Annotated in this window: 16 protein-coding genes; 2 read left to right on the forward strand and 14 right to left on the reverse strand. The window is 38.9% G+C overall.

The window, feature by feature from the left end:
• Positions 1-174: 174 nt before the first annotated feature.
• Positions 175-876 (reverse strand): CpsD/CapB family tyrosine-protein kinase, encoded by a 702-nt coding sequence (locus tag SPD53_RS10260; RefSeq protein ID WP_336252495.1) that lies wholly within the window; start codon positions 874-876, stop codon positions 175-177.
• The gene (locus SPD53_RS10265; protein WP_336252496.1) at positions 851-1,615 is read right to left on the reverse strand and encodes a YveK family protein; all 765 of its coding nucleotides are present in this window, start codon (positions 1,613-1,615) and stop codon (positions 851-853) included. The genes SPD53_RS10260 and SPD53_RS10265 overlap by 26 nt, the downstream gene beginning before the upstream one ends.
• A 486-nt stretch (positions 1,616-2,101) precedes the next feature.
• Here SPD53_RS10265 and SPD53_RS10270 point away from each other — a divergent pair, with 486 nt between their 5' ends.
• Both SPD53_RS10270 and SPD53_RS10275 read left to right on the forward strand, forming a co-directional pair.
• Entirely contained in the window at positions 2,102-3,172 is a 1,071-nt protein-coding gene (locus tag SPD53_RS10270; protein WP_336252497.1) for a C40 family peptidase, read from the forward strand.
• Positions 3,173-3,257: 85 nt separating this feature from the next.
• Positions 3,258-3,641, forward strand: coding sequence for a hypothetical protein (locus SPD53_RS10275; protein ID WP_336252498.1), 384 nt, complete (start codon positions 3,258-3,260; stop codon positions 3,639-3,641).
• Positions 3,642-3,914: 273 nt separating this feature from the next.
• On the opposite strand, the gene nagB is transcribed toward SPD53_RS10275, so the two are convergent.
• The 12 genes from nagB to SPD53_RS10335 form a co-directional block, all read right to left on the reverse strand.
• Entirely contained in the window at positions 3,915-4,643 is a 729-nt protein-coding gene (gene nagB, locus SPD53_RS10280; protein ID WP_336252499.1) for a glucosamine-6-phosphate deaminase, read from the reverse strand.
• 244 nt (positions 4,644-4,887) lie between these two features.
• Positions 4,888-5,766, reverse strand: coding sequence for a hypothetical protein (locus SPD53_RS10285; RefSeq protein WP_336252500.1), 879 nt, complete (start codon positions 5,764-5,766; stop codon positions 4,888-4,890).
• 495 nt (positions 5,767-6,261) lie between these two features.
• Entirely contained in the window at positions 6,262-6,714 is a 453-nt protein-coding gene (locus SPD53_RS10290) for a hypothetical protein (protein WP_336252501.1), read from the reverse strand.
• Between the two features lie 375 nt (positions 6,715-7,089).
• Complete coding sequence (locus SPD53_RS10295; RefSeq protein ID WP_336252502.1) at positions 7,090-7,404, reverse strand: hypothetical protein; 315 nt, start codon at positions 7,402-7,404, stop codon at positions 7,090-7,092.
• A 26-nt stretch (positions 7,405-7,430) separates the two neighbouring features.
• Positions 7,431-7,910, reverse strand: coding sequence for a YrvL family regulatory protein (locus SPD53_RS10300; protein ID WP_188859477.1), 480 nt, complete (start codon positions 7,908-7,910; stop codon positions 7,431-7,433).
• Positions 7,911-8,046: 136 nt separating this feature from the next.
• Positions 8,047-8,679 (reverse strand): DUF3885 domain-containing protein, encoded by a 633-nt coding sequence (locus tag SPD53_RS10305; RefSeq protein ID WP_336252503.1) that lies wholly within the window; start codon positions 8,677-8,679, stop codon positions 8,047-8,049.
• 27 nt (positions 8,680-8,706) lie between these two features.
• Complete coding sequence (locus SPD53_RS10310; RefSeq protein ID WP_336252504.1) at positions 8,707-9,051, reverse strand: hypothetical protein; 345 nt, start codon at positions 9,049-9,051, stop codon at positions 8,707-8,709.
• Between the two features lie 508 nt (positions 9,052-9,559).
• Positions 9,560-9,775: a DUF2922 domain-containing protein gene (locus SPD53_RS10315; protein WP_336252526.1), complete on the reverse strand. Its 216-nt coding sequence runs from the start codon at positions 9,773-9,775 to the stop codon at positions 9,560-9,562.
• A gap of 464 nt (positions 9,776-10,239) precedes the next feature.
• A complete protein-coding gene (locus tag SPD53_RS10320; protein WP_336252505.1) occupies positions 10,240-10,581 on the reverse strand; it encodes a hypothetical protein in 342 nt (113 codons plus the stop codon).
• 1 nt (position 10,582) lies between these two features.
• Positions 10,583-12,436, reverse strand: a complete 1,854-nt coding sequence (locus tag SPD53_RS10325; protein ID WP_336252506.1) for a DUF6792 domain-containing protein — start codon at positions 12,434-12,436, stop codon at positions 10,583-10,585.
• A gap of 5 nt (positions 12,437-12,441) precedes the next feature.
• Positions 12,442-13,035 carry a hypothetical protein gene (locus tag SPD53_RS10330; protein WP_336252507.1) on the reverse strand — a complete coding sequence of 198 codons (594 nt, stop codon included), beginning with the start codon at positions 13,033-13,035 and terminating at the stop codon, positions 12,442-12,444.
• A gap of 244 nt (positions 13,036-13,279) precedes the next feature.
• Positions 13,280-13,885 carry a hypothetical protein gene (locus SPD53_RS10335; RefSeq protein WP_336252508.1) on the reverse strand — a complete coding sequence of 202 codons (606 nt, stop codon included), beginning with the start codon at positions 13,883-13,885 and terminating at the stop codon, positions 13,280-13,282.
• Positions 13,886-14,199: the final 314 nt, after the last annotated feature.

Below are 14,199 nucleotides of genomic sequence, written 5' to 3' on the forward strand. Positions count from 1 at the left end.
GAAAAAAACAAATTATTTGATATACTATTATATCAAAGTTTGTAGAGTTTTGATAGGTATTTTTACATTCTTTATACTAATTTAAAGAACGATTTGAGATAGCTATTGCTACAAAACCCACGCAAAAAGAGCCCCTCTCTGCCGCTGATTCCGCGAAAGGAAGGAGCTTAATTGCTAGTTTGTACCGTAATAGTAATAATAATTGGATGCTTTTTTCTCCCGGTCGTTTAGAACTACACCGAGTAGTTTCGCTTTTGCAGGCGCAAGGGCTTCTTTCGCCTTTTGAGCTGGCTCGATTTCTGTCTTGCCGCTACGAACAACGAGTACCGAACCATCGACTAAGTTAGCCAAGATTTGTGCGTCTGTTACCGCAAGGACTGGTGGGGTATCGAATACGACGAGATCATAGCTTAGTTTTGCTTCTCGCAAAAGTGTCTCCATCTTCCTCGAACCAAGCAATTCGGAAGGGTTTGGTGGAATTGGTCCACAAGTCATCACGTCCAGCGTATCGATATCTGTACTATTCACCGCTTCTTCCAGCGTAACTTCTCCGACAAGCAAATTGCTTAACCCCCGCAAATTATCAAGCCGGAACGTATAATGCATTGTCGGCTTTCTTAAGTCAGCATCAATTAGTAATACCCGTTTCCCTTGCTGGGCATAAACAATAGCTAAATTTGCAGTCGTTGATGATTTCCCTTCTGCAGGACCAGAGGAGGTTACAAGAAACGACTTCAAAACATTGTCAACCGAAGAAAACTGCATATTTGTTCTTACTGTACGAAATTGCTCTGAAATTGGCGATTTGGGATTTATTTTTGTAATTAGATGGCGGATATTACTACTTAGTTTAGACTGATTCTTTTTGCGCACCACTAAATCCACCTCTCTTCTGTCTGTCCAATTGGAAATTCATTTGATTCGGCCGGATATCTTCTGAATTCATATGTGAGATAACACCAAGTACCGGTAGTTCAAGATGTTTTTCTACGTCATCTTCTGTCGTAATGGAGTTGTCAAGATAGGCGAGTAGGAAAGCTAGACCTACGCCGATCATTACACCTAGAACGATCGCAATTGCAATGTTTAAAATTGGGTTAGGTGCGACTGGTGATGGGTTTGCGCTTAGCTGAGCCTCTGTTAACACACCTACGTTATCCACGTTCATAAACTCCTGAATTTTATCTTGGAACACAGCAACAGTAGTATTAGCAATATCTACTGCAAGTTCTGGATTTTCATCGGTTGCAGTAACCGTTACTACTTGTGAATCTTGTTCATTGGCAACCGCAATGTTCTCACTCAGTTCCCCTACTGTGTAGGGTAGGTCCAGTTGACTGATGACTTCTTCTAAAATAGCTGGACTTTTGATAATTACGTTATATGTATTTATTATTTCGACGTTTGCCCGAATATCGTTAACGTTGTACGGGACTTCTTGCTCCTGAGTACTTTGGTTCACAATGAACTGCGAACTGGATTGATAAGTCGGAGTAAGAACAAAGTAGCTTACAACTGCCGCTACAACAGCCGCGCCAAGTGTGATGGCTAGAATAAGCAGTATGCGCTGCTTGATTACCTCAAATATCTCCTTTAAGGAAATTGTTTCTTCCATGGTGTTACCTCCATATTCCTTATGTAATTTTTATTTGTTTCAGTCTAAATATACTATATTTATATTCTTTATCATTGCACTTTACAATATGTGATTATAACACAAACCCATGGAAATAGTAGGGGGTTTTTTAGAAATGTTCAAGAGTTTACGAGATTTTTAGAAGATAAAACTGGAAATATGTAGAAATAGAATCCTTTTGCTCTAGTTCGTTCGGATTATGTTTAGAACTGGAAAAACTCACCAGATAAACATTTCAGCACATCGCCAAACCAATTTTACCCAATCTTTTGTCGAAGTTTCTCACTTATATTACAAAGAGATTACAAATCCATTAATATTCTAGTAAACTAGTCTTTTTGCGCTATAATAGATGGTAGTTATTTCTAATTCTAATAACTAGGTAACATTTCACAAATAAATATGACAAACTTTTCAACTACGAATCTTGTATTAATTCAACATAAGAGAGGGAGGATTTTTTAGTTGGCAAATAAAAAAATCTTTATGTCAGTAACAGCTGGAGCAGCGATTGCAGCAGCACTATTCGGAGCGGATGAAGCGTCGGCAGCATCGTACAAGGTACAATCAGGTGATTCTCTATGGACCATTGCCCAGAAGCACGGTACAAATGTAACAACATTGAAGAAACTGAACAGCCTAACTTCCGATATTATTTATCCTAACCAGGTACTTAAAACATCTGGGTCATCATCAACCCCAGCGAAGTCAAATAAACCAAGTTCAAACAATAAAAGTAGTTCCGCAAGTACATATACGGTAAAAGCAGGAGACACATTAAGCGGAATTGCATCTCGTCACGGTATTTCTTTACAGAACCTAATGAAGTGGAACAATCTGAATACGACGCTAATTTATCCAGGCAATGTATTCCATGTAACCAATCCTGGTAATTCTAGCAGCTCAACACCACCGAAAAATTCAAATGCTGGAAAAAGTAAGCCGAATAAACCGGCGACCGGAAGTGCTACTGTTTATGTCATTAAATCAGGTGATACACTATCACATATCGCGAAACAGCATGGCGTCACTGTTTCCAACTTGAAGTCATGGAACAACTTATCTTCTGACATGATTTATGTCGGACAGAAATTGAATATTAACGGAAGTAGTGCAAGTTCACCTTCTAAAGGTGGTTCATCTTCTGGCAAAGCGAGCAGCAATGTTAGCTATAACGTGGACAAGCTGATTAGTACCGCTCGTAGTCATATGGGCGTACCGTATGTGTGGGGTGGCTCCTCACCTAGCGGATTCGACTGTAGTGGATTCATTTATTATGCCTACAAAAATGCTGGAATGAGTATTAGCCGGACATCGACTCAAGGTTACTTTGACCGTTCATTTTATGTAAACACACCACAAGTTGGCGACCTTGTCTTCTTCTCCGGTACGTATAAAGCAGGAATTTCCCATATGGGAATCTATATCGGTAACAACCAGTTCATCCACGCAGGATCATCAACTGGTGTCACCATTACAAACTTGAATGACTCTTATTGGAGCAAGCACTTCGATAGCTACAAGCGATTTTATTAAAAGCCAGACCTTCCAAATGGGAGGTCTTTTTTTGTGGAATATTCTACACCTGTTATCAATACAATGATGACAGGGGGCATGTCAAATGGATAATAAACTAAATGTAGACAAGCTGGCGCGGTTTTATAATCTGCAGGAAATGAAACGAGAAATCGAGCAGGAATTAGGTGAACTGAAAAAGGAGTTCAATAAAGCTTTTGACGAATTGGTTGGCGAGAATCAAACTGGTGAGTTTATTCGAGATGGATATCAATTGAAGCGACAGATACGGAAAACGGAGAAGTTTGATGAAGAGCGAACGGTTCGTCGGTTGGAGGAGCTGCGAATGGAAGATTTGATTGAGACAGTCCGGCGGCCGGATAAAGCGAAAATTAAAGCAGCGATTGAGCTCGGTTTACTCCGGGCAGATCAATTGGAGGATTTGGTCGTGCGGCAGTATTCAAAGGTGTTGATCGCTAAGCGTGTTTAACTTTTTCAGGGTAAGAGGCTGGGACATAACTATTCTAATATGAATTAAATCCGAACAAAACTGCTAACTAGCTCCGGGAATATACGGAGACTCCAGCAGGAGGATAGGCATCGGTGAGACCCCGCAGGGCGGCAGCCCGAGGAGGCTCACCAGCCGCCTGCGGAAAGCGTAGTATATTCCCGGAGCGGTTGTTGATACTCTTTCTTATCATTTGTTCGGATTTATAACCATACTAAGAAGTTATGTCCCAGCCTTTTTTCATCGTAACATTTATTATTCATTATCTCCCCAAGCCGCTTCATCTATAATAACCGTTGCATTCGGATGGTTATGTAAAGCGGATGCTGGGATGTCTTCTGAGATTGTACCTTTAAGAAGGCTGGTCACAGCGTCTCTTTTGTTTTCACCAGAGATAATCATGAGGATTTCTTTACTATCAAGAATCGTGCCAATTCCCATTGTAATTGCTTTTGTCGGAACTTCATCAATGGAATCAAAGAAGCGGGCATTCGCTTGAATCGTTTCCTCTTTAAGTCCAATAATATGAGTTCTGCTGTCAACAGGTGTACCAGGTTCGTTGAAGCCGATATGTCCGTTATTGCCAATGCCAAGTAATTGAAGATCGATGTTACCTGCAGCTTTAATAGCTTCTTCATATTCACGGCATTCTCTGTCTAAGTCATCCGCCATACCACTTGGAACATGAGTTTTTTCTTTTGGAATATTGACATGCTCGAACAGATGCTTATCCATGAAGTAATGGTAGCTGTTCGGATCATCGTCCGTAATACCAACATATTCATCCAAATTGAATGTCGTTGTATTTGCAAAATCAATTTCACCTTTGTTATATTTGTCAATCAGAATCTCATACATACCCTCTGGAGTCGAGCCAGTCGCAAGGCCAATGACCGGATTTTCAATAGCGTTCATACGCTCGGCTACGATTTCAGCAGCTTTTCTGCTCATTTCCTCATAATCTTTCACTTTCACAATTTTCATTTCTTCATTCCTCCTAAAGGATGAGTCTAAACATCTAAACATTGGATTTCAACCATTACTATTATATCTAATTCATCATGTATATAAAATCTTTTTTGTTATACATATGAAAAAATACTTTTTAAGTGTACACGAAATTTTAATATTTGCCTAGATATTTTGTGGGGTTTTTTTGTAAAAAATGTTACTTCCCTATCCGGAGAAGGCGCTGGGCTGGGTTTCGTTCTTTTACTGGCAGTTCCAGTTATTTTAGCGAAGCATTCTTTATTGTAGATACCCTTCTTTTGTATATCCCGCCTTTTCCATATACATAAATGTAATCCCCGCGCATAAACACTGGTCCAATAATACGCTTCCCTTTTTCGTCCACGACTCGCAGTTCTTCCTTTGGAGTAAACTTTCGGAATGTTTTTCGGAAGCGCATCAGCTTTTGCCCATCTATTTGACCAATTAATCCCTTCTCGTCTAACACAAATTGCTGCAACGTATGATGGCGGCTATTGACACGATTACGAATCGATTCCTTCCGCTCATTCAGTTGCACAAGAAAAAAGTCATCATAATAATAGAAGTATATTTCCTTTGAGCTCGCAACATTTAGCGCATAACAGTCCATAATTCCATAATCACTTGCATCCCACAACCGTTCACCGTTTATTGTATAAGCAACAACACCAGCACTCCCCATCGGCTCTTCCCAGCCAAAGTTTCCAAATATCCCCTCATCAAAATAGCTTACCCAAATCGTGTCTGTTTCATCAACTTGTACACTCTCTATGCCGTCACCCAACGTAAAAGCATCAATTAATTGCCCGCTCGGATTATATCTTCTCGCATTTCGTTCAATAGATGTACCTTCCTTTAGACAACGGCTTTGGACAAGAAGCAACGTACCATCTGAAAAGATGTCTACTTCCGTCGGGATAAGCGGAACATTTTTTAATTCGACTGTTTCTATCCTGCCATCTTTTATCAGCTTGATGAACCAATTATTTTTTACAACCGGTCGTCTGAAGAAATCGAGTTCTTCTATATCACTTTCGATTAAGATTAATGTGCCGTCTCTTGCTACATGGCCGGATATGAAATTTAGACGTGAGGAATAGTCTATATGTTTTTCCAATATTAACTTCTCTATTTTCATCACCCTGACTAAAAATACATTTATTGAATCGAAATATTATTATTTCAACTTTCGCAGCTGAAACAGTAAACTACTCTCTCGTATAATTAGTGAAACCAGCAATTCATTATAGTTATGGATACAATCCCAATACCTCAATAGGGTTCTAATGACTCGTTTGAAGGTGATTCCAGACATTCGAGTGAATTGCGGGGCTCTAATCAATCGAATGAAGTAGATTCCAGTTCGTTCGAGTGAATAGCAGAGTTCAAATCGATCGAATGAAGCAGATTCCAGTTCATTCGAGTGAATAGGGGGGCTCTAATCAATCGAATGAAGTAGATTCCAGTTCGTTCGAATGAATAGAAAGGTTCTAATCGATCGAATGAAGCAGATTCCAGTTCGTTCGAGTGAATAGAGGAGTCCCATTTTTAAAGTCTTCTCGGTACAGTCATGTAGAGCAATTTTATGAAGCTTATCAGTGCGAAAGTTGAATTATGATAAAGTGATCTCCCAAAACTCAAGGTCATCTATGACTAAATCATAAGGGTCTTTTATATCCGACCAGCGGATGTAGCGCTTTTTAGCAATGGATGAGTCCTCTTTTCCATTCAAACTAGTGAAATACTCTACAACTCCGCTTGCTTGGAGGGCTTCTTCTATATAAGCATGCAGGATGCTTAAACATTTCGCTTCCTCTGCAGTCCCTTGTAGTTGAAGTTTCAATGGGATGTCACGAGCATCTGCCGCTACTTGATGCTTGAATGAAAAATGCGGACTGTATGAGAATCGCTGTTTTAATTCACTATCATAATTGTTTTCAAAATATAAATGGGCGAAATCTAACTCACTGGTAAAGACATTCGGTTGTTCAGGAGACAAAGGTGACTGTCCAAACGAACCTTTTGGTAATCTGATAGGTGAAGCAAGGTATATATATTGGGTCATAGCTGGTTTCCTCTCTTACCTTTTAAAATTAGAAGCATATCATAAGTTGCCGTCACTTTATACCAACAGTCGAGAATATAATTCCAATAATAAATGCCGTTATAATAAAATTTGGGATAGAAAGTATGATTTTATTTTTTATTGCTATATTATCGAAACGTTTAAATAACGTAAAGAGCAAAAATAATAAATAGCCAAGAATAGGCAAGCATATGATGCTCGCTATTATGTCTGTCTTTGTGAAAGGTGGGCCAAAGTTAATATCGTAAAAGTAATTCACTATTATAATCAACCCAAATAATATAGACTCTTGAATTAGAAATTTAAAATACTGCAAGTTACGTTGCTCCTCAACATAATATATTCTTCATTTCCCTACTTCGCTGTTTTATCACGGAATACGAACAGCGTAATTGCATTTAATAGAATGGTAACAACAAGCAGAACCGTGGCAGCAAAAACTACCGCCCCTGCTGTATCCATCAGCGCAGTCCAGTCCTCGATTCTCACCAGATGATAGGTGTAAAACATCTGGAGACATAGCGAAATAGCACAAGCACTCAAACTAAGCATGGAAAGCGTGATCCAATTCTTATTGCCATTACTTCTATACCTCATTAGATTCATTGCAGGAAGGATCCAAGCAGTGAGTCCAAAAACAAAACTCGCAACATTAAGCAAACCCATCATATGTAATTCCCCTTTGTGTTTTTAATTTAATCCTCGGTATTTTTAATTGTTTCTTCCTCATCTTCTTCATCTTTATCTTCCAATACAATTTCGAACAAGGCAATAAAGATTGCAATTATAATCTCTGTTTTAAGAGATAGCGTGATACTGCTCATAAACTCATCCACAGTGAAGAGGACGAGCCAATTCGATGTGCTCTCGATCAAAAATCGGATAACAAGCACTTTTGCTTTTCCTGTCATATTTCGGACGGACAATTTGAATATTACGTTGGTAAACAATTCGAAAATAAGGCCGATCGCAAACAAATTGAAAACAAAAATAACTAATGACCAGTTTGAATCATACTGAACACCAAGCACTTTAAAAACGCCTGCAAGACCGAAGAAATAAATCCCAAACACAAAACCCACCGCCACGATAATAAGAAGCGCGATTCCTACGACTGTAACTATTTTTTCTTTTTTATTCATATTACGAAATGAATCATCATTAGATTCTGGCATAACTTTGGTTCCCCTTCTTTTTTCAATAACTTTATGTTCTATTTAAAATGGTAATCTTATCTTACGTGAACGAGGGCTTCCTATTCAATCTTCACGTAAAGTGTTGATTGATCTCTTCCCGATAACTTTCATCCATCTAGTCTGCATATTTTTCGTAGATAGGGCGAATCGCTTCACTATTCTTCGCAATCACCTCACACCCTCTATCATCATAAATGTAAAATATAATATTTCTCGTCGTATTAATAAAAAATATATCCGGAGCATCCAAGTTAAATGGATGATGTATTCTTGGCTTCACTGGCGGGAAATCCTGGTTGCAAATTGCTTTTATTAAAGTTGAATACTGAATATCTTGCTTACGACATCGTAAGGAGAATTGAGATGTGCACTTCTCTTCCTTCTCTTCGTCATCCTCAAACATATAAGGTAAGGTTGCTTGCGTTAAACGCAAACGGATGGCTTTACTTTTAATATAGTGAAGATATACTCCGAGCTTCCTTCTGTTCTTTTTTCTATCATTTTTATACCGGTAGCTGTTCGTTACCAATATAATTTCCTCATCGGCTGAGAATAGATCATGAAATAGGGAGATAGCTTGATGATAGACGGTATGAAAATAATCAGGATTCAGCTCATCACTCTCCTCTTTAAATGGACAGAATCCTTTGGCTAGTTCGAGATGAATACTTGAATTCCATTGGGAGGTGAGATTTGGTTTTAGAGTTAGGCTTGGGAAGTTCGTTTGGATGTATTTATTTAAATGCATTTCTCCGTCCTCCCTTATCTCTCAAGATTATTTTTCATGATGACTATAAATTCCTGCACTCGCGGATGGTATGAATGTTATTTTATAGTTTCTACTGAATTCTTGTTTCACTTTTCCTGTTAAAAAATATCCTCTTTGATTAAACTCTTTTTCCAGTTGGTTGCCGTGGGGAAGCAATTTATCTTGTTCCCAATCTATCCATGTCCCATAGCTCTTTGCCCAATCCGACAATTCCTCTGCTAATTCATTGGAAACGGGAACGTCTTCTATATCAAGATTGCAACCGCACCGATTACACCAAATCGGGTCTGCCCCAACATCTCCTTCGATTTTTAAATCATTTGTTATTCCACTATCACAACAACAGTTCAAGGTAGTTGACCTCCGTTTTAAATAAAAGTTGGTTCTTTCTTTATCGTAAGTAAATGCCCCGCTGGCAGTAATAGAATCCTTTCATCCGTCTCCGTTGAATATCGTATTCCATTCCCTAGTCTCATTTTCTGACAGGGTGCTAAATAATAGTAATATGTCATTTTATAACCTAGCTTGTGTTGCTGGTAGTATTCGAGACAATTTTTATTCAAAGGGTGGTTTTTTTCACAGTTACAGAATTCCATTTTACTATTCTTTGTCATTTCATACTAATCCTTAATACGATATTATCCAAGTGAAAGTTTCGGCTTGGGAATATTTTTTATCACGTATTAACGGTCTGTAATACCCCCGCTTCTAAGCATGAGGGAAGCCAACTTCCGCGATAAACGAATGCCACGCATCCATGACTAATCTCTCCTTCTTGAAAGCGAATGATTCACCTTTTTTGATATAGCACGAGGCCCCAATCGTCCTATTTAACAATTGGGGCCTCTGGTTTAAGATTTTAGTAAATCTCGATATCTTCTGTTATCTGTTCAACGATGCAGGCGCTTCGTTTCGCAACTAAGTCACCGCCACTGGAGTTGAAGGCGTTCTGGGCAATGATCGTATCCATTGCTTCGTTTACTGCCTCGTGATTAATCGGCTCGACCGGGTCATCGAGTGTATACGTGACGACTTTCCCTTCTTGGTTTTCAAATTGCAATTGTAACCTTTTTATGGTCCCCTCCTCCTGTTAAATGCTTCGTGAGTACTATGCTACGTGCTGCTTAGTCTTCACGAATTTCGGAGCTGTCACGACGGTTGATCAGCGTGAGCGAGTGCTGCTACAAGCCTTCGAATACGACGGCGATCTCGTATAACTGATCTGCGGGGGTGTGCGGGTGAGATTATTTTGGGATGGGACATAGGTTATACGGTGAAGGGGGCAATGCCCGGGTGGCGTGCAAGTTTTACGGTTACGTGCGCTAATCCCCACTAACGTGCGAATCCTGCGTTCATCTCAGCAAAAAGAACAGCGTATTTAATGATGTATAAAACTTAAATTCAACATATATAGAAGCTTCATCATAAAAGTTCGTCATTAATCGAATGAAATTGCTGCATGATATGGATAATCCGTCTAGTCCTAGCAAACAGCATCGGCTGCGCTGTTCGCGCCTTATTCGTTCGCTCCTTTCCCAGTTACTTCATTGCGAACATATTTTCATAGGTTATCGTAGCTTGCTGTTGTTTCATTTCATCTACTTGCTCATTGAATCGGTTAACGACCTGCCCAATTTTAAAGTGAGTGTCCGACAGCAGGTTTCTATTTCGAACTTCTAATCTTTTTGTTTTTTGAACCATCTCATCGACGATTTCTCCCTTTTGTCCTTCATCAATGAAAATCTTATGAACGAGCGTGAAGAATTCTGTGTCACTTTTTTCCATCTGATCGAGATGCTTTCGTAGCGCATCTTTTTTATAAGAAAAGTCTTCCCTTGGAAGTAATTCTTCCGTAACAGTGATTGAATGCGTTGCTTCCATTTTATACACCCCTTATGAGATCAAACTGTTTACTAATACGTTCATCCTCTTCAAACAAAGATTCAATTGCTTTGCGATAGCCTTCGATTTGTAAACGGGCTTCTTCTACCGATTCTCTTAATATGTGTATTTCTTGACCGAGATCCGCTTGCTCGAGTGGATAAAACACCTCGTGGACTCGGATGCTCGTGACTTTTTTCGTAAAAGTCGGGTATTGCCCATGCTTGGCGAGTAGATAATGGTACGATTGCGGACTTCCTTCCATCTCATTTATCTTCTGGAGAACCTTTCTTCTTTCATCCTTGTAACCAGCTATGATTTCCATTTCAATCGCCTTGGAAAATCGCGCTATTTCAGCTTCCTTTTCTTCCAATATGCCTGTTCCTTGTTGGTACAGCTGAAGGGCGGCGGATAGATTCACTCTAATTTCCTTATTACCTATGCTTGCTGTAAGCACCATATCTGGTCCAAGATATGATTTTTTTCCTCCTGATAGGGATTCTAACATTTCTTGAATACTATGACTTTCTCCAATTTCATTCAAAATTTCAAGAAGATCTTCTTGATTTAAAGTCCCTAAACTTTCTTGAATTACATCTAAATGCCCTTTGATTTTTAAAAATGCTCCAATATCTCCACCTATTTGCGCAAAAAAATCACCTCTATCTCGAACGCTTACGTTACTTGCAATCGCTTGTTGGATCCCGATCAGTTCGTTCTCGATCTTCGTTATTTCCGTAACAAGCAATTCTCTTTGCTTCCCAGTGATATATCCTGCTTCCTCGAATCGACCGAAAATAACATCTGCATTGCTTGTAATCGTTTGGATGTTCGCGAGTAATGCTGGGACGTTATCGTTCAAATTCCGAATCATCGTATCCAGTTCATCTTGCTTGGTGACATACAACTTAGCGACACTTCCAGCCCCGTCGATATCCTCAAGGAGGCTCATATCCACGCCAAGAATATCGTAAATTGCCCCGTTCAGCCCTCCCTCTCTGGAGGCCAACGTGTATTGAATCGCTAACTCTTGAAAATCCTGAACAATGTGGTCTGGAATATCATCCATGATCGAACGCAGACCGGGGTAATCTGGATTGGTATCCAAATATTCCACCTCACCTAGCATAAAAAATCCACGCGCTCCGCTCACGGCATAGAGGGGATCGTCGAGTGAGATAATCTGATGGATGTTGTCTGCTTTGTCTTTGTAATAGTCTTTTGCGAACGCTTCGAGTTGGGATGGGTCTAGGTTGTAGATGGCATCGGGGTTGGTTTTAGATAGCGAAAAATGTTCATTTACATTAATCATGAAATCATTATCGGCTCGATACAGCTGATAATAATTAGTTTGTGCGCCATTTACACTGTAAATTTTATCAAATGTTTCATATGATAAATAGGCGGTAGTATTATTATTGTGGGCCAATGAATGCGATAATCCAATAATAGGGATAGGTTTGTTTTCTTGATCTATCCCAAATTCATTAATAACTTCTTCCGTAAACTTATGTGTGTCTAATGCCTGTGAATAATCTATTCCAGCAAACATAGATTTGAAATTGTAATCCCAATCCTTTAATCCTTGCGTTCCTTGTGAAATGACATAAATCTCATTCACATCATTTTCATCTGAATGAAAATAAATTGCTGTCCCATCGTACCCTGACTCTCCATCTAGAGATTTAGCCTCCGACGAATTATATATTTGTACTTCAGCCTTTAGATCCTCTCCATATTCCTCAATGTAAAATTGGCGAATTCGATCAGTCATTTCCTCATCTGATAAGTTTTTATACCCTAAGTCTATAAGTCTAAGACGAAATTCTTCACTTATAACAATTTTTTCTGCCATATCTCTCATTCGCTTTCATTTATGAATTCAATTGTTTTTAGCCAATCGATGATATTTGAGTTCTCCTCTTCCCTAAGACGAGAGCACTTGGCTTCTTCTGCGATACAATCCGATTGATAAAAAATATGAATACCACCTGTATCCGTAGCATTTTGAATATAAGCTACATAGCCAAAGTCATCATTTTCTAATTTAAACGGAGCGAAATATAAAGTCCTACCTTCTAATTCCAGGTTTTCAAAATCCAGCTTTTTATCAATACTTGTGCTTAGTGTTTCTAAAATTAGCTGCTCATTTCCTTTTTCGTCTGGCATGTATTTAAAATCAATAGAGGACTCGAAATCAGAATGATCAACACCTATTATAAAACTTTCAAATCTTTCATTTTCTTTTGAATAACCAATTTCACCAATAATCCCTCCAATCGGAAAGTCCATCTCATACTTCCCCGTCCCGGATAAAAATGGATAATACCCAGGTCTCGTTTCTTCCGTTGATTGCAGGAATCCGCGCGTAAATTCATCCTCAAAAGCTGCGCCATCCGGCAGTTCATCCGAATTCATTTCGGATGGTTTTTTCGTTTGTTCCTCATTAGTCATTTGGCAGCCTCCTAACAGTATGATGAAGAGGAATAAAAGCAAATATCTATAATACTTCACAATCTAGCCTCCAATATCGCCTATAGTTGATATCTTTCATATCTTGAGTCCTTTGAGTAATCCCATACTCTTCCATATATTTACTTTACTTTCACATTCTTGTTCCGTAAGATCCTTATATTCCAAATCAATCAGTCGTAATCTCATTTCATTAGTAGATATCATATTTCCACTCATCAATTACTCATTCGCTTTCCTTTGATTGTTCAGTGAAATGAATCGACTCTATTTGCTGTTTCATCACATCTTTACCTTTAGCTATTATTTCCGTACATTCTTCTTTACTAACAATACATTCTGACTCATATAGAATGCTTATCCCTCCATCATCTGATTCATTTTGTAAAAAACCAGCATAACCAAAATATGTTTCATCTTCTTCAAAATAAGAAAGATATAAGGTGCTATCGCCAGAAGTAAACTCATCAAATAAAAGTTCGTCATTAAATTGTTGATTAATCATACCTAGGGTCGTGTCTTCCCGCCCCTTTTCATGCAGGGAGCTAAAGTTTAATCTAATGGAACTCTTCATCTTACCAGCGTCCACTCCAATAAACAAACCTTCCTCCTCTTTATCCTTAAGCGCATAACCATGAGGATCAATCGTTGCGTTTATCGGAAAGTCCATCTCATACTTTCCCGTCCCGGATAAAAATGGATAATAACCAGGTCTCGTTTCTTCCGTCGATTGCAGGAATCCGCGCGTAAATTCATCCTCAAAAGCTGCGCCATCCGGCAGTTCATCCGAATTCATTTCGGATGGTTTTTTCGTTTGTTCCTCATTAGTCATTTGGCAGCCTCCTAACAGTATGATGAAGAGGAATAAAAACAAATATCTATAATACTTCACAATCCAGCCTCCAATATCCCCTGTTCAGCGATCAAAGTATTCAGCCCTTGCAACAAGTATAATGAGAATAAACGAAAATCGAAAGGGGAAATTTGAACTTTTAATAAATTCAGACCTTAAGACTCAGACTATCATACTCATATTTCATTACATAAGAACTTTACTAATCCAGAACACTTATGTTGCTTGCTCCTAGTCGTTCGCTTTTTTCGTTATTTTGTAAATCGAATTGACCGAATACCGCAAACAACCCC

The sequence above is a fragment of the Oceanobacillus sp. MO10714A genome, assembly GCF_037072045.1.
Taxonomy (GTDB): Bacteria; Bacillota; Bacilli; order Bacillales; family Amphibacillaceae; genus Oceanobacillus; species Oceanobacillus indicireducens.